Genomic DNA, 20,195 nt, shown 5'->3' on the forward strand with positions numbered 1-20,195 from the left:
GGCAAGGGGCCGGGCAGCGACAACTGACTGGCGGCCAAAAATTCGTTATTATCCGCTCCCACTTTCCCGTCGGGCAGCCTGATGTCTAAGATTATCGATACCTTTATTGCCCCGCCGTGCCATGACCAGATAGAAACGCTGTATCAGGACGAAAGTCTGGTGCTTATCAATAAACCCGCCGGGCTGCTAAGCCTCTCGGGGAAAAACCCGCAAAACCTCGATTCGGTACATCATCGGCTGGTGCAGCTATTTCCTGGCTGTACGCTGGTCCACCGCCTTGATTTCGGCACTTCCGGGCTGATGGTGATAGCGCGTAATAAAGCGATCAATGCCGCCCTTTGCCAACAGTTCAGTCAGCGTACCGTCACCAAGGTGTACAGCGCATTGCTCTGCGGGCACCTGAACGACGACGAAGGGGTGATAGATGCGGCAATTGCCAAAGACCCGGCGCTGTTCCCGCTGATGTCGATTTGCGCAATCCACGGCAAGCCCGCTCGCTCACGCTATCGGGTCATTGAACGCATTTATCGCGAGTTGAAAGACGGGACGTTACTGCCGTTGACGCGGGTACAGTTAATCCCGGAGACCGGACGCACCCATCAGCTGCGTATCCACTGCCAGCAGTTGGGCCATCCTATTTTGGGCTGTGACCTGTATGGCGGCCGTCTGCTGCCAAGCACCGAAGGGACGCCGCGATTGATGCTGCACGCCAGCGAACTGCATTTCGTTCATCCTGTCAGCGCAGAGAAGATCAAGGCCCACCATGCTTGCCCGTTCTGAGAACCGAGTATTTAAGCCGTTTTGTCTGAAACAGAACGGCTCATCTCAGCGCATCGCTGCAAGCCGCTGGCTCTGGTGTATACTCAGACTTTCTGCACCATGCCAGCCACAGCGGCTTTGGTTCAGGCCCGTTTCAGCAAGAGCCTGATGCCTGCACAGCCCTCCAGCCAGCTCCACACAAGCCTAATTAAAGTGGAACCCCCATGAGCCAAAACACCGCTCGTATCAGCGAGATCATCGACAACGCGAAAATCTCGCCCTATCAAATCCTGATCCTTACCCTGTGTTTCCTGATCGTCCTGCTGGACGGTTTTGACACCGCCATCATCGGCTATATCGCCCCGGCGTTACGCGAAGAGTGGCAACTGCTGCCTGCCCAGCTATCGCCGACGTTTGGCGCGGGATTGTTCGGCCTGCTGCTCGGCAGCCTGATCTTCGGCCCGGTTGCCGATGCCATAGGGCGCAAGCGCGTGCTGCTCGCCTCCATACTGATCTTTGGCGGAGGCACTCTGGCCTCGGCCTATACCAGCTCAATCGAGTCGTTGACCCTGCTGCGTTTAATCACCGGTATCGGTTTGGGCGGGGCGATGCCCACCTGCATCACCCTGAGCTCGGAATACTCGCCGGCACGTCGGCGGATGATCATGGTCACCCTCAGTTGGAGCGGTTTTACCGCCGGTCTGGCACTGGGCGGCATCCTTGCCGGGCAGGTTATTCCGGCCTTCGGCTGGCGTGGTTTGCTGATGCTCGGTGGCATCGCGCCATTGTTGCTGTTGCCGTTGCTGGCCTGGCAGATGCCCGAGTCAGCGCGCTTTATGACTGCCAGCCCGAAACATGCCGATAGCCTGCGCCAGGTGGTCGAGCGTATCACCGGCAAAAGTTGGGCCGGCGTGACGATTATCGATGATGAACGCCCCGCGCTGGCCAGATCGCCAATCTCCCACCTGTTCATCGAAGGTCGCGCAGTGCGCACTTTGCTGCTGTGGGTGGCATTCTTCTGCTCGTTGTTTGTGTTTTATCTGCTCACCAGTTGGCTGCCGAGCATCCTCAAGGATACCGGGTACGATATCGTCCACGCTTCGCGCATCGGGGCGATGGTGCCGCTGGGCGGAACCCTTGGTGCCATCCTTATGGCGCTGCTGATGGACCGCATCGGCCCCTACCGGGTATTGGCCCTGTCGTACCTGGGTGCCGCGCTGGTAATTGGCGCTACCGGTTATCTGATGGGGGACGCCTATACGCTGGCAGTCACCGTATTCCTCATCGGTTTCGGCGTGGCCGGTGCGCAGAACGGCCTGAATCTGGTCTCCGCTACCCTTTACCCTACCGCCGCTCGCGTCACCGGAGTCAGCTGGGCGATGGCAAGCGGTCGCTTCGGCTCGATAGTCGGTTCAATGCTTGGCGCCTGGATGATTGTCGCGGCAGGGACGTCGGAGATGTTCTTCATCTGGCTGGCGCTGCCGGTACTGGTGGGCTCTGCCGCTATTTTCCTGCTCTACCGGCTCAGCGTGAACCGCCGCGTCCCTGTGCCAGACTCCGCGTTATCAAACTGATAAAACGAAAAAGCCGAGGCGACATCCGCAGGATGCAGCCTCGGCCGGCAATAAAAAAAGGGGCCGTGGCCCCTTTTCTCTTGTTCTGCTTTATTCCGCTTTCGCGGTAGCCGCTTCTTCAGTGCGGTACAGATGAACATCCATCTGCGGGAACGGAATGCCGATATTGTTGGCATCCAGCGCGCGCTTGAAGTTCTCCATCAGATCGAAGTATACGTTCCAGTATTCCGCATTGGTGGTCCAGGAACGGGTGACAAAGTTCAGGGAAGATGGCGCCATCTCGTTCAAGCGTACGGTTACGCCTTTGGCGTGCATGATGCGCTTGTCGGCAGCGATCACATCACCCAACACTTTTTTCACCACGTCGATATCGGCGTTATAAGCCACGCCAACCACGATGTCTACGCGGCGGTTTGGCTCGCGGGAATAGTTGATGATGTTGCCGGCGATGATTTTGCCGTTCGGCACCACGATGGTTTTGTTGTCTGCGGTACGCAGCGTGGTGGAGAAAATCTGCACCTGGTCGACGGTACCGGCTACGCCGCCCAGATCGACATATTCACCGGCACGCAGTGGACGGAAGGCCACCAGCAGCACGCCTGCAGCGAAGTTGGACAGTGAGCCCTGCAGCGCCAGGCCGACGGCCAAACCTGCGGCACCCAACACGGCGATCACCGAGGTGGTCTGAACGCCAACGCGCCCCAGCACGGCGATAAAGGTGAAGGCCAGAATGCCGTAACGCGCCATGGCAGACAGGAAGTCGGCAACCGTGGCGTCAATACCACGCAGCTTCATCACCCGGCTTAATGCATTGCTGACTACGCGTGCAATGATCGAACCGATGATGAAAATAACGATCGCCGCGACGATGTTCACCGCGTACTGAATCAATAAGTCCTGGTTCTGCACCAGCCAGTTACCGGCACCATTAATGCCATCTACTACATTCAGATCTTTCATTCGTGTCGTCCTAACTTGTCCCTAAGGGGATAAACTCGCAAAAAAACTGACATCAGCCGTCAGTCGGAAACCACCGCCTTAGGTTAACCAACATTTCCACCGCATGCCAACCGTAAGCGTCAAAAATAGCCGAAACAGCCGCCACGCTTCTTCTATGCTGAACACAGCGCTATCGCCTTTATAACGATAAGGAACTTCATCGGTTATGCACATTCCATCGTCAATCAAACACTACTGGCAGGTTCGGCCAAGGCTGCTGCTGTCCGTCGGTGCGGGCATTTTGTGCTACCTGCTGCTGCCCGCCACGCTTTCTGAGCTGCAGCGACTGATGCTCGGCTGGAACGTTTTGGCCTGGTGCTATCTGCTGTTTCTCTGGCGACTGATGCTGATCAGCACGCCAAAGCACATCCGCCAACTGGCACGGGCACAGGATGAGAGCGCCAGTATGGTGCTGGCACTGGTCAGCATCGGCTGTCTGGTGAGCATTTTATCCATTCTGTTTGAGCTGAGCACCGCCAAACAGGTCAGCGATTCGCTGAAGACGCTGCATCTGGCGCTGACCGGCGCGACGCTGGTGGTGTCCTGGTTACTGCTGCCCACGGCATTTACCATGCACTATGCCCATCAGTTTTATCGTCAGGGTGCACAGCAGGATCCGCTGCCGCTGTTGTTTCCCGGCGACCTTAAGGAGCCTACCTATTGGGACTTTGCCTATTTCTCGTTCACCATCGCGGTGGCTTCGCAAACTGCCGACGTGGCCGTCGGTGCGGCCGAGGTGCGCAAAGTCGCTCTACTGCAATCGGTGATTTCTTTTGTTTTCAACCTGGTGATCCTGGGGCTGTCGATTAACGTCGGCGCCAGTCTGTTGGGCTAGCAACAAAAAAGGCTCCCCGAAGGGAGCCTTTCAATATGGCTAACAGCTGACCGAGATTACAGAACGTCTACTGCGTTCAGATCTTTGAAAGCCTGTTCCAGACGAGTAATCATGGAAGTCTGGGCTGAACGCAGCCATACGCGTGGATCGTAGTATTTCTTGTTCGGCTGGTCGGCGCCTTTCGGGTTGCCCAACTGGCCCTGCAGGTAAGCTTCGTTCGCTTTGTAGTACTGCAGGATACCGTCCCAGGTTGCCCATTGGGTGTCGGTATCGATGTTCATTTTGATCACGCCGTAACCTACGGATTCTTTGATCTCTGCGTCGGTAGAACCGGAACCGCCGTGGAACACGAAGTTCAGGCTGTTGTGCGGCAGATTGAATTTCTTGGACACGTAGTCCTGAGAATCACGCAGGATGGTCGGAGTCAGTTTAACGTTGCCTGGCTTGTATACGCCGTGCACGTTACCGAAGGACGCTGCGATGGTGAAGCGTGGGCTGATGGCGTTCAGTTTTTCGTACGCGTAAGCCACGTCTTCCGGTTGGGTGTACAGAGCGGATGCGTCCATATGGCTGTTGTCCACGCCATCTTCTTCACCGCCGGTGCAGCCCAGTTCGATTTCCAGGGTCATACCGATCTTCGCCATGCGAGTCAGGTATTTGCTGCAAATTTCGATGTTTTCTTCCAGGGACTCTTCAGACAGGTCGATCATGTGAGAAGAGAACAGTGGCTTACCGGTAGCCGCGAAGTGTTTCTCGCCAGCGTCCAGCAGGCCGTCCAGCCATGGCAGCAGTTTCTTCGCACAGTGGTCGGTGTGCAGAATAACCGGCACGCCGTAATGCTCAGCCATCTGGTGAACATGATGTGCACCAGAGATAGCGCCCAGAATTGCTGCACCCTGAGGAACGTCAGTCTTCACGCCTTTACCGGCGATGAACGCGGCACCGCCGTTAGAGAACTGTACGATAACCGGAGCACGCACCTTCGCTGCTGTTTCCAGCACGGCGTTGATGGAGTCGGTACCTACGCAGTTCACTGCTGGCAGAGCAAAGTTGTTCTCTTTAGCTACTGCGAATACTTTCTGAACGTCATCACCAGTGATGACACCCGGTTTTACGAAATCAAAAATTTTAGACATGTTACTTTGTCCTGTTTCGTCGGCCGTAGATGGATGTAAATCGATTTTTTCATGCCGCGCCGCATTATGCCGCGCGGTATAAAACAAACGGGCGGCTTTCGCCTCCCGTTGTCTGAATTACTGCTTAGCGCGCTCTTCCAGCATCACGACCGCCGGTAACGCTTTACCTTCCACGAATTCCAGGAAGGCGCCGCCGCCGGTTGAGATGTAGGAAATCTTGTCAGCAATGCCGAACAGGTCGATTGCTGCCAGGGTGTCGCCGCCGCCTGCGATAGAGAAGGCTTCGCTGTCTGCGATAGCGCGAGCGACAATTTCGGTGCCCTTACGGAAGTTAGGGAACTCGAATACGCCAACCGGGCCATTCCACAGAATGGTTTTGGCGTTCTTCAGGATAACGGCCAGACGCTCGGCTGAGACGTCGCCCATATCCAGAATTTGCTCGTTGTCCTGAATTTCGTTCGCCTGCTTCACGGTCGCAACCGCAGTTTCAGAGAACTCGGTCGCCACGCGCACGTCGGTCGGAACCGGAATGTCGCAGGTTTCCAGCAGTTTCTTGGCGTTGTCGATCAGATCAGGTTCGTACAGAGACTGGCCCACGTTGTTGCCCTGCGCCGCCACGAAGGTGTTGGCGATGCCGCCACCGACGATCAGCTGATCGGCGATTTTGGACAGGGAATCCAGTACGGTCAGTTTGGTGGAAACTTTAGAACCACCCACGATGGCAACCATCGGACGGGCAGGGTTGCCCAGCGCTTTACCCAGCGCTTCCAGCTCTGCAGACAGCAGCGGGCCGGCACAGGCAACAGGCGCGAACTTGCCCACGCCATGGGTGGAAGCCTGCGCACGGTGTGCGGTGCCGAAGGCGTCCATCACATACACGTCACACAGTGCCGCATATTTCTTGGACAGGGTTTCGTCGTCTTTTTTCTCGCCCTTGTTGAAACGGACGTTTTCCAGCACGACCAGCTCGCCTTCTGCAACATCAACGCCATCCAGGTAGTCTTTAGCCAGACGTACCGGGTTTTTCAGGTGTTCTTTCAGATAGTTGACAACAGGCAGCAGGGAGAATTCTTCGTTGTACTCGCCTTCGGTAGGACGACCCAGGTGGGAAGTTACCATCACGCGGGCGCCTTGTTTCAGCGCAGCTTCAATAGTCGGCAGGGAGGCACGGATACGTGCATCGGAAGTCACTTTACCGTCTTTCACTGGAACGTTCAGATCGGAGCGGATCAGAACGCGTTTACCTGCCAGATCCAGATCGGACATGTTAATTACAGACATGGTGAACCCTCTTGGTTGATTCTCTATAAAGTTGCCTGAGCGGCGCACCGGCCAGTGCCGATGCCGCCGTACTAGAAACCGCTTGCGGCCATTGCCCGTGTTGTATCCAACATCCGGTTGGCAAAGCCCCATTCATTATCACACCAGACCAAGGTCTTGATCAGGTGTTGTCCGCTGACCCGAGTCTGCGTACCGTCGACGATAGCGCTGTGCGGGTCATGGTTAAAATCGATCGAGACTAATGGTAGTTCCGTATAGTCAACTATACCACGAAAAGATCCCCGTGCGGCCATTTGCAACAGCTGGTTGACCTCTGCCACTTTCACCGCCGAACTGACGCTGACGCTGAGATCGATGGCCGTCACGTTGATGGTCGGCACACGTACGGAAATCGCTTCAAAACGATCGCAAAACTGCGGAAAAACGCGGGTAATACCGGCGGCCAGCTTGGTGTCGACCGGAATAATCGACTGGCTCGCCGCGCGGGTGCGCCGCAAATCCTGGTGATAGGCGTCTATCACTGGCTGATCGTTCATTGAGGAGTGAATGGTGGTCACCGTGCCCGACTCGATGCTGTAGGCATCGTCCAGCAGTTTGATCACCGGAATAATGCAGTTGGTGGTGCATGACGCATTGGACACGATGCGGTGTTCCGCCAGCAGCGTCTGATGGTTGACGCCAAACACGATGGTGGCGTCCAGATCGTTGCCGCCGGGGTGAGCGAACAACACTTTTTTCGCTCCCGCCGCCAGATGGGCCTCGCCATCCGCCCGACTGCCGTACACGCCGCTGCAGTCCAGCACCACGTCAACGCCCAGCTCGCCCCAGGGAAGCTGTTCCACCGCCGGCTGATGCAGCAAACGAATGGTATCGTCCCCGACGGTCAACATGTCGCATTCCTGGCGAACATCCCAGGCAAAACGGCCATGGCTGGAGTCGTATTTCAGCAGGTGGGCCATCCCCTCGGCGTTCGCCAATTCGTTGATCGCCACCACGGAAATTTCCGCTCTTCGTCCCGATTCATACAGTGCGCGTAAAACGCTGCGGCCTATGCGGCCAAAGCCGTTTATCGCTATGCGGATTGTCATGCTGCTCCTGAAAAAGGGCCTTCTCACACCGGGCATGCTCACCCTATCTGAGAGAGCGCTGATAGGTTATCAAGCTCACTCGCATAGAGTACTTTAGCGCACCGCCTGCTGTGAATCGCCACGTCGCATTATTCCTTCCATCAGCCGCGTGTTCATCACCTTCACTCCGGCGTTTCAGTTGAATCCTGATGCAACTGAAACGCTTCAGCTGAGCATAAACCAAAGTTTTGCCAAAAGGAACAGATGCGACAGCTCGCCTGACAACTGATCGACACTTTGCGGGAATAAAATGATCTGGCGCACACTTTTGCCTCCTCCTTGCCCTAGCGACGCGCCAGGTATTCCGACAACAACGAGGCTTCGCCATAGTGTTGGCGGAAATAATCGCGCAAAAATTCGACGGTCACCCGCACTTTGGCCGAGGTCGCCAGGCGTGAAACGTACACCGCCCAAATATCTGCCGGCTGGTAGTAGTCCGGCAGGATATGCACCAACCAGCCATTTTCAATACTCTCCCGTACGTCCCAAAAGGAACGCAGCGCCACACCCTGTCCGTCCAGGCACCATTGATGCACAATTTCACCGTTGTTGGATGACAGCCCGCCGGTCACCTTCACCGCCTCCTCCCCTTGTGGCCCCTGCAGTCGCCACAGGCCAAAAGGATGGTCACGCTCTTTAATTGCCAGACATGCGCGTCCGGAAAGCTCGCTCAAGGTTTTCGGTGTGCCATAACGCTGCAGGTATTCCGGAGACGCGCACAAAATGCGTTGGTTCTGCGCCAGCTTGCGGGCAATCAGATTGGGGGCAATGTCATCACCGATGCGGATATCCAGGTCAAAACCTTCGCTGACCAAATCCACCAGCCGATCGGAAACGTCCAGCCGCAGTTCAAGCGCCGGGTATTCCAGCGCCAGCGCCGACAGTGCCGGGCCGACAAAACGCCGACCGAAACCGAAACTGCTGACAATACGCAACGTACCTTGCGGTGCCTGACGGGCGTCGGAAAGCTCATCCATCATTTGATCGACGTCGTTCAGAATGCGTTGTGCCCACTCGTAAATGCGCTCGCCATCTTCGGTGATCGCCACCCGGCGCGTAGTGCGGTGCAGCAACGACACGTCCAGCGCCTTTTCCAACAGCGCAATACGTTTGCTGATGAATGCCGGTGAAACGCCCAGCTCGTCGGCGGCGGCGGCAAAACCGGCGCGTCGCGCCACCAACACAAACACCCGCAGGTCACTCAGGATAGGTAGATTATTCATGATTCGTGTTTTATGTTTCACCGTTTCCAGCATTGATTAACAGTTAGTCAATTATAGGATGGAAGGGATGTCAATCGCCCCTCTTCACAAGTGAGATCCTATGAGCAAAAGCTATAAAATCGCCGCCATACCGGGAGACGGTATTGGCCAGGAAGTGATGCCGGAAGGCATTCGGGTGTTGCAAGCTGCTGCCGCGCGTTGGGATTTGTCCCTGGAGTTTGAAACCTTCGAATGGGCCAGCTGCGATTATTACCTTCAGCACGGCCAGATGATGCCGGACGATTGGTTCGAGCAACTACAAGGCTTCGACGCCGTCTATTTTGGTGCCGTCGGCTGGCCGGACAAGGTGCCGGACCATATCTCGCTGTGGGGCTCATTGCTAAAATTCCGTCGCGATTTCGATCAGTACGTCAACCTGCGTCCGGTGCGCTTGTTCCCCGGCGTGCCCTGCCCGCTGGCAAATAAGAACCCGGGGGATATCGATTTTTACGTGGTGCGTGAAAATACCGAAGGGGAGTACTCGTCGCTCGGCGGCCGAATGTTTGAAGGCACAGAACGCGAAATGGTGATCCAGGAGTCGGTGTTCACCCGCCACGGCGTCGACCGCATTTTGAAATACGCCTTTGAACTGGCGCAACAACGCCCGCGCAAAACGCTCACCGCCGCCACAAAATCCAACGGAATGGCGATCAGCATGCCGTATTGGGATGAACGCGTAGCCGCCATGGCGCAGCAGTATCCGGACATTAGCTGGGACAAACAGCATATCGATATTCTGTGCGCGCGCTTCGTGCTGCAACCCGAACGTTTCGACGTGGTGGTGGCCTCCAACCTGTTCGGTGACATCCTGTCCGATCTTGGCCCGGCCTGCGCCGGCACTATCGGTATCGCGCCTTCGGCCAACCTTAACCCCGAGCGCAATTTCCCTTCACTGTTCGAGCCGGTGCACGGTTCCGCACCGGATATTTTCGGCAAAAACATCGCCAACCCTGTCGCCATGATCTGGGCCGGCGCCATGATGCTGGACTTCCTCGGTAAGGATGAACCACGCTATCGCCAGGCGCACGACGGTATTCTCGCCGCCATCGAACAGGTTATCGCCTGCGGGCCACGCACCCCGGACATGCACGGTGACGCCACCACCCAACAGGTCGGTCAGGCGATCGCCGCCCTGCTTTAACCTAAACATTCACACCATAAATGACTATGCAGAGCGATATATATCGCTCTGCATAGTCACGTGCTAATTTTGTATTCCTCCATAAATTCTCATCGTAATTCGCTGAAAAGCCCCCGAAAAGCCACACTAATTCTCCGGTCAAGATCACAACAAATTATTTACATACCGTGTTTTATCCCTTCACAGATACCTCAATTGTGGCAGTTGGGTAATTTGTGCACACTCTCAAATGTTAATGAAGGGTAAAAACTCATGGCATCTAGCGTGTCGAGATACCTGCCCTACGTGGTCTAACAAACGGCTTAACGCCAATCAATAAGGCCGATAAGCGTGCTGATTGCACGCAACGGCCAACCACAAATAACAGGAGTTCACTCCCATGCAGAGCACGCCTAAAAAGGATGTCATGCTCATCGCGATCAGTCTGTGCAGCATCACGCTGATCGCTATCTGCCTGATGCTATTTCCAGCACAATCCGCACTGGTAGCCACCACCATTTTTAACGCGGTCACCCGCCTGTTCGGTTCGACCATTCAGGTGCTGGTACTGATGGCACTGCTGGTGGTGCTTTATCTGGCCTTAAGCAAATATGGCAATATCCGCCTTGGTGAAGGCAAGCCGCAGTACTCCACTCTAGCCTGGGTGTTTATGTTCATCTGCGCTGGGCTGGGTTCCTCAACCCTGTACTGGGGCGTAATGGAATGGGCCTATTACTATCAAACGCCCGGGCTGAATATCGCACCACGCACGCCAAAAGCATTGGAATACAGCATCAGCTACTCGTTCTTCCACTGGGGGCTGAGCGCTTGGGCAACCTATGCCTTGGCCTCACTGATCATGGCCTATCACTTTCATGTCCGTAAAAATAAAGGCTTGAGCCTGTCCGGCATTATCTCGGCCATCACAGGTGCACGCGCCGACGGCCCTATAGGGCGAGCGGTAGATCTTATTTTCCTGGTTGCTACCGTGGGTGCATTGACTATTTCACTGGTGTTAACCGCCTCCACCTTCACCCGCGGGCTGACGGCATTAACCGGTATTCCAGACACCTTCGCAGTACAGGCCACAGTGATCCTATTGGCCGCAGTAATTTTCTGCCTCAGCTCGTACATTGGTATCGACGGCGGCATGCAGCGACTGAGTAAAATGGTCGGCTGGGGGGCGTTTATCTTCGCCGCACTGGTACTGTTGGTCGGACCGACCGAATTCACCATTAATAACACCGTTAACGCTATCGGTCTGACGGCGCAGAATTTCCTGCAGATGAGTCTGTTTACCGACCCCATGGGAGACGGCAGCTTTAGCCGCAGTTGGACAGTGTTCTACTGGCTGTGGTGGATTTCCTATACGCCTGGCGTGGCCATGTTTGTGACCCGGGTTTCTCGCGGGCGCAAGATCAAAGAGGTGATTTGGGCCCTGCTGCTCGGCAGCACCCTCGGTTGCTGGTTCTTCTTCGGTTCGCTGGAAAGCTTCGCCATGCATCAATTCATCAGCGGGCAGTTGAACGTACCGGAGATCCTCAACGCTCGGGGCGGAGAAACGGCGGTGCAAATGCTGCTGATGTCTCTACCACTCGGCAAACTGTTCCTGGCGGGCTACCTGTTTATCATGATTATTTTTCTGGCGTCGCATATGGATGCCGTCGCCTACACCATGGCGGCCACCAGCACCCGGAATCTGCAAGAGGGGCAGGATCCCAGCCCGATGCTGCGCCTGTTCTGGTGTGTGGTGATCACGCTGATCCCGCTGTCGATTCTGTTCACCGGTGCCTCGCTCGACACCATGAAAACCACCGTTGTCCTAACCGCCTTACCGTTTCTGTTGGTGCTATTGGTCAAAACTTACGGGTTCGCCCGCTGGCTGAAACAGGACTACGCCGCGATACCGGCGCACCTGATCGACGTCAGCCGGCCGACATTGAGCACACCGTCAGAACCTCCGGCCGTTAACCCGTTAAACAACACAACCGTCGTCTGAAACACTCCCGTGGAATAAAAATAAAGAAGAGGAAGGTTATTATGAGCACAGTAATCCCCGCATTGACGTTACCCAAAGACTTCTGCGCCGATGCCCGCGAGGCGTATACCATTCCGGCTCAGTTTTATACTCAGCCGGCCGCATTCGATCATGAAAAAGAACGGGTGTTCGCCAACAGCTGGATCTGCGTGGCGCACGGCAGTGAAGTGGCGCAGCCGAATGAATACATCACCCGCGAGATCATCGGCGAAAATATCCTGGTGGTACGCGGTCGCGACAAGGTGTTGCGCGCCTTTTACAACGTTTGCCCACACCGTGGGCATCAATTGTTGTCCGGCGACGGCAAGGCCAAAAACGTCATTACCTGCCCGTACCACGCCTGGGCGTTCAAGCTCGACGGCGAACTGGCCCATGCGCGCAACTGCGAGAACGTGCATAACTTCAATAAAGACATCGCCCATCTGACGCCGGTACGGGTAGAGGAATACGGCGGATTTATTTTTATCAATATGAACCCGCAGGCCGGCAGCGTAGAAGATCAACTGCCCGGCCTGGCAGCCAAGGTGCGCGAGGCCTGCCCGGCGGTAGACGACCTGAAGCTGGCAGCACGTTTCACCACCCTCACCCCGGCCAACTGGAAGAACATCGTCGACAACTATCTCGAGTGTTATCACTGTGCCCCGGCGCACCCCGGTTTCGCCGATTCGGTGCAGGTCGATCGCTACTGGCACACCCTGCACGGTAACTGGACGATGCAGTTTGGCTACGCGCGCCCTTCCGAGCAGTCATTCAAATTCGAAGAAGGCAAAGACGCCAGCTTCCACGGCATCTGGCTATGGCCATGCACCATGTTCAACATCCCGCCGCTGGAAGGCATGATGACGGTGATTTATGAGTTCCCGGTCGATGCGGAAACCACCCTGCAACACTATGACATTTATTTCACCAACGAGGAGCTGACCGCCGAACAACAGAAGTTGATCGAATGGTATCGCGACGTGTTTCGCCCAGAGGATCTGCGGCTGGTGGAAAGTGTACAGAAAGGGCTGAAGTCACGTGGCTATCGCGGGCAAGGACGCATCATGGTTGACGGTGCGGGCAGTGGCGTTAGCGAACATGGTATCGCGCACTTCCACAACCTGCTGGCGCAGGTCTTCCAACCTTAAATGTACAGGGGCCCCTCGGCCCCGTTAACCCATGAGGTCATCCGGTGAATATTTCCGATCAATCACTGTTCCGCCAGCAGGCGTTTATTAACGGCCAATGGTGCGATGCATCCAATCACGAAATCTTGCCGGTCAGCGATCCGGCGACCGGCCAACTTATAGGCCAGGTGCCGAACATGGCACAACCCGAAGCACAACACGCCATAGCCTGCGCACAGCAAGCGCTGGCAGGCTGGCGTAGTCTGCCAGCCCAACAACGGGCACTGCATCTGCGCCGCTGGTTCGAATTGATGCTGGAGCACCAGCAGGATCTGGCGTCGCTAATGACGCAGGAACAAGGTAAACCGCTGGCAGAATCGTTGGGCGAAATCCGCTATGCCGCTTCGTTTGTCGAGTGGTTCGCCGAACAGGCAAAGCGCACCAACGGCGATATCATTCCTTCACCCAGTGCTGACAAGCGCCTGATGGTGATCAAACAAGGCATCGGCGTTTGTGCCGCCATTACGCCGTGGAACTTCCCAGCGGCAATGATCACCCGAAAAGCGGCACCGGCACTGGCGGCCGGCTGCACGCTGATCGTTAAGCCCGCCAATGAAACGCCTTATTCGGCGCTGGCAATGGCGGAGCTGGCTAACCGTGCGGGCATTCCCGCTGGGGTTTTCAACGTGATCACCGGCAATTCACAGATCATCGGTGCCGAGCTGACCAGCAATCCGCTGGTCCGTAAGCTGAGCTTTACCGGTTCCACCCCGGTTGGTCGCGTGTTGATGCGCCAAAGCGCCGACACCATCAAAAAGGTCTCTCTGGAACTGGGTGGCAATGCGCCCTTTATCGTGTTCAAGGATGCGGATATCGACGCTGCCGTTGAGGGTGCATTAGTCGCCAAATACCGTAACGCGGGGCAAACCTGTGTTTGCGCTAACCGTTTCTATATCCACCGTGACGTTTACCCGCAGTTCACAGAAAAATTTGTCGCTCGGGTAGCGGCGCTGAAAGTGGGTAACGGCTTCGATCACGATGTGCAAATAGGTCCGTTAATCAACCGTAAAGCACGAGACAAGGTCATGGAACTGCTGAACGATGCACAAAACAAAGGGGCCATCCTACTCACCGGCGGTCATCCGCACCCGCTGGGCGGCAATTTCTTCACGCCGACGGTACTGGGGGACGTTCAAGCCGGCTCACTCTTGCTGGAAGAAGAGATTTTCGGCCCGGTCGCACCGCTGGTGGTCTTTGACGATGAAGCCGAAGTGCTGCAACGCGCAAATGACACGATCTATGGGCTGGCGGCCTATTTCTACACGCGCGATGCTGCGCGCATCTGGCGGGTTTCGGAGCAGTTGGAATACGGCATGGTAGGCATCAACACGGGCCTGATATCCAACGAGGTGGCACCGTTCGGTGGCGTCAAACAGTCCGGTCTGGGGCGTGAAGGCTCCACCTATGGCATAGACGATTATCTGGAACTGAAATATCTGTGCAAGGCGGTATAACCTGTTATGCGCGGGCGCAGCCCGTGCTCTGGAGTGAATAACATGTCCAGTTATCGGATGTTTGATGTCCGCGTGATCGAAATCGAAACCATTACCGCGCAGGTAAAGCGTTTTACTCTGGCGGACCCAATGCAGCGGCCGTTGCCGGCCTTCAGTGGCGGCAGCCATATCATCGTGCAGATGCAACAGGGGGAACAGCGCTACAGTAATGCCTACTCCCTGCTAAGCTCTCCTTTCGACTTACAGCACTATCAGATCGCCGTACGGAGCGAGTCGCCCTCGAAAGGCGGATCCAACTTTATGCATAACAACCTGCAGGTAGGCGATACGCTGACCATAAGTACGCCGAACAATCTGTTTGCATTGGCACCGACGGCGGAACAACACCTGCTGATTGCCGGCGGCATCGGCATTACGCCGTTTATGGCACAACTGCATGAACTGCACCAGCGCGGTCAACGTTACCGGCTGCACTATTGTTTCCATAGCGAAGAACAGAATGCTTTTCAGGCACAGCTGCTGACTTCCCCCTTTGCTGAACATGTCCACTGCCATGTTTCCACCCAGGGTAGCCGTTTAGATTTGGCACGCCTGCTGGCAGACATCGAACCTGCAACCCATATTTACGTGTGTGGCCCACCGGCGTTGAACGATGCGGTATTGCAGGCGGCTTCCGCGCACGGGATTGAGAAGGCACGTCTGCACCGCGAGGCCTTTGCCGTCACTGACAGCCAAGGGAAAGCCTTTACGCTGGTGTTGGCTCGCTCAGGGATTGAGCTGGAAGTGGCACCAGAGATGACCATTCTGCAGGTGCTGGAAAACAGCAAGGCAGCGAAAGTGGAATGCCTATGCCGGGAAGGTATTTGCGGCACCTGTGAAACGCGAATTATTGAAGGGGAAGCTGACCACCGCGATCAGTATCTGAGCGAGGAGGAACGAGAAGCGCAGCAGAGCCTATTGATATGCTGCTCAAGGGCCAAGGGGCAACGGCTGGTACTGGATTTGTAGTTCAACCAACCGCGCCCGCCACAGGCGCGGTTATTGTTGAAGCTAGGCCTTGGGGAAAATCCACAGGTGCTCTGCCGGTAAGGACAGCCGGCAAAGCGTCTGTCCACGCACTTCGGTGCCATAAGCCCGCACCACGAAATCTTCAGCAACGGTGCGGAACAGGTATTCCCAACGATCGCCCAGGTACATGCTGGTCAGCAGTGGCAACTCCAGTTGGTTGCCCTGGGGATCCTCACCCAGGCGCACGCGTTCTACCCGGATCACCGCCGTGGCTTCATCGCCAACCTTTACCCCTGCCCCTGCCATGCCCCACAGCGCCCAATCTTTCCCTTCGATGCGCGCCTTGCCCTCGCTCATCTCGGTGATTTTGCCGAACAGGCGGTTATTGCTGCCCATAAACTCGGCGGTAAACAGGGTCGAGGGGGAGCCGTACATTTCCTGCGGCGTGCCCTGCTGTTCGATCTTGCCGTTGTTGAGCAACAAAATGCGATCGGAAATGGCCATCGCCTCGTTCTGATCGTGGGTCACCATCAGCGCCGACAATCCCAGCTTGATAATCAGTTCACGCAGGAACACCCGCGCCTCTTCGCGCAGCTTGGCATCCAGGTTGGATAGCGGCTCATCCAGCAGGATCACCGGCGGGTTGTACACCAACGCCCGACCAATCGCCACGCGCTGCTGCTGGCCGCCGGACAGCTGATGCGGATGGCGTTTGCCCAGATGCCCCAGTCCCAGTTGATCCAGCACCCCTTGCACCCGCTGGGTAATTTCCGCCGTGGAAACTTTGCGTAATTTCAGTGGATAGGCGACGTTCTCAAACACGGTTTTATGCGGCCACAGGGCATAGGACTGGAATACCAGCCCGAGGTTGCGCTCCTCCGCCGGGATCTCGCTGCGCGCAGTGCCGTCGTACACCTTATTGCTGCCAATGATAATGCTGCCCTGCGTTGGCTTTTCCAGCCCGGCGACCGCCCGCAACAGCGTCGTTTTACCGCTGCCCGACGGCCCCAGCAGCGAAACCACCTCGCCGCGCTTGAGCTGCATCGAAACGCCTTTCAGCACCGGGTTGTCACCGTAGGTCAAATGCAGGTTCTCTACCGAAAGTTCAATCATGTAATTTCACTCCAAAGCGCAAGGCGATCCCCAGCCCCAGCACCACCAGCAGGATGTTAATGAAGGAGAGCGCGGCCACGATATCAATGGCACCCGCCGCCCACAGCGAAACCAGCATCGAACCTATGGTTTCGGTGCCTGGAGACAACAGGTAAACCCCGGTGGAATACTCTCGTTCGAAAATCAGGAACATCAGCAACCACGAGCCGATCAGGCCGTAGCGCGACAGCGGAATAGTCACGTGACGAGTGATCTGCCCACGGGAGGCACCGGCACTGCGCGCCGCCTCTTCCAGTTCAGGGCCGACCTGCAACAGCGTCGAGGAGATCAACCTCAGGCCGTAGGCCATCCACACCACGGTATACGCCAGCCAAACGCTGAAGATGGTGCTGCGCAAAGAACGTAGCCAGACAATCAGGTTTTCCCGCAGCCATTCGGCGACCGGCAGGGCCGATAACCAGCCCTCTTTCAGCGACTTGTCCAGCCACATCGGCAGGAACAGGAACACCCAAAGGAACGCCAGCCCCGCCAGCAAACCCGGCACCGCACGCGGTACCAGCACGCTGTAATCGAGAAAACGGGTAGCACCGTCGGGTTTGCGATGCATGGCAATGCCGATGAACAGATAACAGACTACCGCCAGAGCACCGCCGATCACCCCTATCGCCATCGAGTTGACGATCGCTCGCAACAGGTTGGGTTGCTGCCAGATGGTGCGGAAGGTATTGAGCGACAGCTCGTCCCAGATCGAAACACCCACGCCCCAGTTGGAAATAAAGGCACGCAGCACCACGCCCACCAGTGGCACACCTATGGTCACCGTCAGCCAAAACACCACCACCGCACCGGCGACCCAGCGCCATTTGCCCAGCGGCAGCGCCCGCGCCTGCGACGCCTTGCCCTTGACGGTGACGAAACGGTTGGCGGTACGCATCAGACGGCGCTGCAACATCACCAGCGGAATGGTGATGCAAATCAGCACCACCGCCACTGCCGCCATCAGGTGGTAAGACGGCGTGCCCAGCTTGTTGGTCAGTTGATACAGGTAGGTCGCCAGCACCAGGTTCCCTTCCGGATCGCCCAGCACCAGCATCAGGCCGAACACCTCCAGCCCGAGAAAGAACAGCAATACGCCAGCATACAGAATCGAAGGGCGTACCATCGGCAAGCTGACGGCCGTCATGACCTGCAAGGGCGAAGCGCCTGCCGTACGAGCGGCCTCCTCCACGTCGGAGCCGACGCTGCGCAAGGCCGAGGAAATATAAAGATAAGCGTGCGGCACGTGGGTTAATCCGGCAATGACCACAATGCTGGCCATCGAGTAGATATTCCAGGGCACAAAGCCCAGCAGCGATTCCGCCCATAGCGAGAAGAAGCCGACCGGCCCGGCGGCCACCACGTAGCCAAAGCCCAGCACCATCGGTGAGACAAAGATCGGCACCAGGATCAGCGGTTCAATAAACCGACGACCGGGCAAATCGGTTCTGACCATCAAAAAGGCCAGAATACCTCCCAGCGGAATGGCGATCACCACTAAGCCAAAGGCCAGGATAAAGCCACTTTTCAGCGCCTTGTAAAAGTCGGGATCGGTAAAAATAAACTCGAACGCCTCAAGGCTAAAAACCTTGGAGGGCGAAAAAAAAGGTGCGGAGAGAAAACTTTGAATCACGATAAATGACAGCGGCACATAGATAACCAGCGCGGTTATCACCACCACCAAGCCACGCGGCAGGCTCTGCCACTTTCTGCGCCATGTATTCATAATCTATCCCAATGGTTGTAAACATCGACCACCAAAGGGCGCGCGCCTCCCTGGCAGACGCGCGTCCGGAGCCTGTCCTAATTTATTTTGCCGCGGCGGTACGCCATTGCTTGATGTAGTCCAGTCGTTTGGCCGGCTGCAGGTACTCCAACAGGCTCTCGTCCACCGGAATAGGCTTCAGCGCGTTGCCAAGCATTTTGGTCATGCCGTCGATGTCGTTTTTGCCTTCAATGTCATTACGGATAGAGGGAATATCCGCCTGGTTGGCGAGAATGCTCTGGCCCTTTTCCGACAATACGTAGTTAAGCCAAAGTTTTGCCGCGTTGCTGTTGGCAGCCTCTTTGCTGATAAAGGACACGCGCGACAGCACCAGGGTGTAATCTTTCGGGTAAGCGATGCCCAGAGAAGGGTCAGTTTTGGCGCGGGCTTCGGCGTAGGAGCCCAGAATGTTGAAACCAATCAGGTTTTCACCGGACGATACCCTTTCCATCATGGTACCGGTGGACGACTGCACGGCCAGACCGCCTTTGGCAACGTCAGCCAGCGTAGCGAAATAGTTCGGATCGGCCTTGAAGTCCTGCACCGACAGCATGAAGCCCAACCCTGATTTTTCAATGTCATAGGTCGTGACTTTCTTTTTAAACTTGTCGGTTTGACTGGCGATCAGCTTTGCCAGCGCAGCGTGCGAGTCCGGCACATCCCCCTGCGGGATCAGCCGTTTGTTATAAATGAAGACCACCGGCTCATAGGTGGTGCCGTAGGCTCTCTCTTTCCAGACCGCCCACTTGGGCAGTTGGCCCTGTTCCGGCGAGGCGTATTCTTGCGCATAGTCGGTTGCCAGCTTCAGCGCGGTATCCATCGACGAACTCCACACCACGTCACCGCTGGTGCCACCCGCCGCCTGTTCGCTGATATAGCGGTTATACAGCTCGGTGCTGTTCATGTCGTTGTATTCGACCTTAACGCCCGGATACAGCGCTTCGAACCCCTGAATCAACGGTCCTGCGGCTTTGGTATCCGTGGTGGAATACACCACTACCTTGCCCTCTTTCTTCGCGCCATCCACAATTTTCTGATAGTCGGCTGGATAGCCTGCAGGGAACTCAGCGTAAGCAGGCACTGCACCCAGTACCGCCATCGCCACCACCGACGCGCCGATTCTTGTTAACATAATCAACTCCTGGTTACATTTAATAAACTAAAAATTAACATATAGTTAATAAGTGTTCTTAAGCAACGCCGTTGATTTTTTATCTTCGTATTTTGTGAGGTTGGGCGATTTTTGGGCAAGAAAAAGCCCGGCAAGATGCCCGGGCTCAGATTGATGACAAAGTCCTTTGCAGTTAAAAATTCCGATCTGGGGACGAATAAAAACAAAGGATTATGTCTTCAGATTTACCCCAAACAGCCGAAAACCACGTTTTTCGGCTGTTTGTCATTAGACTAAGCCCGGCAAGGTGCCGGGCCTGGGGTAACGCGACGCAAGATGCCTTATTTCAGCAGTGCCTGCGCCTTGGCCACCACGTTATCCACGGTGAAGCCGAACTCTTTGAACAGCTGC

The 20,195-nt window shown here is 56.2% G+C and carries 16 protein-coding genes and 1 pseudogene; 8 read left to right on the forward strand and 9 right to left on the reverse strand.

All coding sequences use genetic code 11. The features are described 5' to 3' along the window. Window positions 1–81 precede the first annotated feature (81 nt). Window positions 82–780 (forward strand): RluA family pseudouridine synthase, encoded by a 699-nt coding sequence (locus tag AC1RKC_RS20715; protein WP_493092735.1) that lies wholly within the window; start codon window positions 82–84, stop codon window positions 778–780. Window positions 781–983: 203 nt separating this feature from the next. Beyond that, window positions 984–2,333 carry an MFS transporter gene (locus AC1RKC_RS20720; RefSeq protein ID WP_115058071.1) on the forward strand — a complete coding sequence of 450 codons (1,350 nt, stop codon included), beginning with the start codon at window positions 984–986 and terminating at the stop codon, window positions 2,331–2,333. Window positions 2,334–2,423: 90 nt separating this feature from the next. On the opposite strand, the gene mscS is transcribed toward AC1RKC_RS20720, so the two are convergent. Then, window positions 2,424–3,293: a small-conductance mechanosensitive channel MscS gene (gene mscS / locus AC1RKC_RS20725; RefSeq protein WP_020828520.1), complete on the reverse strand. Its 870-nt coding sequence runs from the start codon at window positions 3,291–3,293 to the stop codon at window positions 2,424–2,426. A 205-nt stretch (window positions 3,294–3,498) separates the two neighbouring features. Between mscS and AC1RKC_RS20730 the strand changes: the two genes are divergently transcribed. Next, window positions 3,499–4,167 (forward strand): DUF1345 domain-containing protein, encoded by a 669-nt coding sequence (locus tag AC1RKC_RS20730; protein WP_020828521.1) that lies wholly within the window; start codon window positions 3,499–3,501, stop codon window positions 4,165–4,167. A 56-nt stretch (window positions 4,168–4,223) separates the two neighbouring features. Here the strand turns inward: AC1RKC_RS20730 and fbaA are convergent, their stop codons facing one another. The 4 genes from fbaA to AC1RKC_RS20750 all read right to left on the reverse strand — a co-directional run bounded on the left by fbaA (window position 4,224) and on the right by AC1RKC_RS20750 (window position 8,955). Then, the gene (fbaA, locus tag AC1RKC_RS20735) at window positions 4,224–5,303 is read right to left on the reverse strand and encodes a class II fructose-bisphosphate aldolase (protein WP_020828522.1); all 1,080 of its coding nucleotides are present in this window, start codon (window positions 5,301–5,303) and stop codon (window positions 4,224–4,226) included. Between the two features lie 117 nt (window positions 5,304–5,420). Next, a complete protein-coding gene (gene pgk, locus AC1RKC_RS20740) occupies window positions 5,421–6,584 on the reverse strand; it encodes a phosphoglycerate kinase (protein WP_020828523.1) in 1,164 nt (387 codons plus the stop codon). Between the two features lie 71 nt (window positions 6,585–6,655). Beyond that, window positions 6,656–7,672, reverse strand: a complete 1,017-nt coding sequence (gene epd, locus AC1RKC_RS20745) for an erythrose-4-phosphate dehydrogenase (protein WP_020828524.1) — start codon at window positions 7,670–7,672, stop codon at window positions 6,656–6,658. 323 nt (window positions 7,673–7,995) lie between these two features. Then, on the reverse strand, window positions 7,996–8,955 hold the full coding sequence (locus AC1RKC_RS20750) for a LysR family transcriptional regulator (protein ID WP_162488645.1): 960 nt from the start codon (window positions 8,953–8,955) through the stop codon (window positions 7,996–7,998). Between the two features lie 79 nt (window positions 8,956–9,034). Between AC1RKC_RS20750 and AC1RKC_RS20755 the strand changes: the two genes are divergently transcribed. The 5 genes from AC1RKC_RS20755 (at window position 9,035) to AC1RKC_RS20775 (ending at window position 15,759) form a co-directional block, all read left to right on the forward strand. Beyond that, the gene (locus AC1RKC_RS20755) at window positions 9,035–10,114 is read left to right on the forward strand and encodes a tartrate dehydrogenase (protein ID WP_234529584.1); all 1,080 of its coding nucleotides are present in this window, start codon (window positions 9,035–9,037) and stop codon (window positions 10,112–10,114) included. A gap of 379 nt (window positions 10,115–10,493) precedes the next feature. Next, on the forward strand, window positions 10,494–12,092 hold the full coding sequence (locus tag AC1RKC_RS20760; protein ID WP_234529585.1) for a BCCT family transporter: 1,599 nt from the start codon (window positions 10,494–10,496) through the stop codon (window positions 12,090–12,092). A 41-nt stretch (window positions 12,093–12,133) separates the two neighbouring features. Next, window positions 12,134–13,258, forward strand: a complete 1,125-nt coding sequence (locus AC1RKC_RS20765; protein WP_493092734.1) for an aromatic ring-hydroxylating oxygenase subunit alpha — start codon at window positions 12,134–12,136, stop codon at window positions 13,256–13,258. A gap of 44 nt (window positions 13,259–13,302) precedes the next feature. After that, entirely contained in the window at window positions 13,303–14,751 is a 1,449-nt protein-coding gene (locus AC1RKC_RS20770; protein ID WP_493092733.1) for an NAD-dependent succinate-semialdehyde dehydrogenase, read from the forward strand. Window positions 14,752–14,793: 42 nt separating this feature from the next. After that, the gene (locus tag AC1RKC_RS20775; RefSeq protein ID WP_261136540.1) at window positions 14,794–15,759 is read left to right on the forward strand and encodes a PDR/VanB family oxidoreductase; all 966 of its coding nucleotides are present in this window, start codon (window positions 14,794–14,796) and stop codon (window positions 15,757–15,759) included. Between the two features lie 42 nt (window positions 15,760–15,801). On the opposite strand, the gene AC1RKC_RS20780 is transcribed toward AC1RKC_RS20775, so the two are convergent. From AC1RKC_RS20780 to AC1RKC_RS20795, 4 genes and pseudogenes are all read right to left on the reverse strand, one after another. After that, window positions 15,802–16,872, reverse strand: coding sequence for an ABC transporter ATP-binding protein (locus tag AC1RKC_RS20780; RefSeq protein ID WP_046372679.1), 1,071 nt, complete (start codon window positions 16,870–16,872; stop codon window positions 15,802–15,804). After that, on the reverse strand, window positions 16,865–18,634 hold the full coding sequence (locus tag AC1RKC_RS20785) for an ABC transporter permease (protein ID WP_020828532.1): 1,770 nt from the start codon (window positions 18,632–18,634) through the stop codon (window positions 16,865–16,867). Before AC1RKC_RS20785 ends, AC1RKC_RS20780 begins: the two co-directional genes overlap by 8 nt. Window positions 18,635–18,716: 82 nt before the next feature. Then, window positions 18,717–19,772, reverse strand: a complete 1,056-nt coding sequence (locus AC1RKC_RS20790) for an ABC transporter substrate-binding protein (protein ID WP_369982361.1) — start codon at window positions 19,770–19,772, stop codon at window positions 18,717–18,719. Window positions 19,773–20,125: 353 nt separating this feature from the next. After that, window positions 20,126–20,195, reverse strand: a pseudogene (locus AC1RKC_RS20795) (transketolase-like TK C-terminal-containing protein); the annotation flags it as partial.

The sequence above is a fragment of the Serratia sp. GW822-FHT06E05 genome (genome assembly GCF_058799445.1).

Coding starts and splice junctions, on each gene's coding strand:
- AC1RKC_RS20715 (WP_493092735.1), top strand. CDS start 82: ATGTCTAAGATTATCGATACCTTTATTGCCCCGCCGTGCCATGACCAG.
- AC1RKC_RS20720 (WP_115058071.1), top strand. CDS start 984: ATGAGCCAAAACACCGCTCGTATCAGCGAGATCATCGACAACGCGAAA.
- mscS (WP_020828520.1), bottom strand. CDS start 3,293: ATGAAAGATCTGAATGTAGTAGATGGCATTAATGGTGCCGGTAACTGG.
- AC1RKC_RS20730 (WP_020828521.1), top strand. CDS start 3,499: ATGCACATTCCATCGTCAATCAAACACTACTGGCAGGTTCGGCCAAGG.
- fbaA (WP_020828522.1), bottom strand. CDS start 5,303: ATGTCTAAAATTTTTGATTTCGTAAAACCGGGTGTCATCACTGGTGAT.
- pgk (WP_020828523.1), bottom strand. CDS start 6,584: ATGTCTGTAATTAACATGTCCGATCTGGATCTGGCAGGTAAACGCGTT.
- epd (WP_020828524.1), bottom strand. CDS start 7,672: ATGACAATCCGCATAGCGATAAACGGCTTTGGCCGCATAGGCCGCAGC.
- AC1RKC_RS20755 (WP_234529584.1), top strand. CDS start 9,035: ATGAGCAAAAGCTATAAAATCGCCGCCATACCGGGAGACGGTATTGGC.
- AC1RKC_RS20760 (WP_234529585.1), top strand. CDS start 10,494: ATGCAGAGCACGCCTAAAAAGGATGTCATGCTCATCGCGATCAGTCTG.
- AC1RKC_RS20765 (WP_493092734.1), top strand. CDS start 12,134: ATGAGCACAGTAATCCCCGCATTGACGTTACCCAAAGACTTCTGCGCC.
- AC1RKC_RS20775 (WP_261136540.1), top strand. CDS start 14,794: ATGTCCAGTTATCGGATGTTTGATGTCCGCGTGATCGAAATCGAAACC.
- AC1RKC_RS20780 (WP_046372679.1), bottom strand. CDS start 16,872: ATGATTGAACTTTCGGTAGAGAACCTGCATTTGACCTACGGTGACAAC.
- AC1RKC_RS20785 (WP_020828532.1), bottom strand. CDS start 18,634: ATGAATACATGGCGCAGAAAGTGGCAGAGCCTGCCGCGTGGCTTGGTG.
- AC1RKC_RS20790 (WP_369982361.1), bottom strand. CDS start 19,772: ATGGCGGTACTGGGTGCAGTGCCTGCTTACGCTGAGTTCCCTGCAGGC.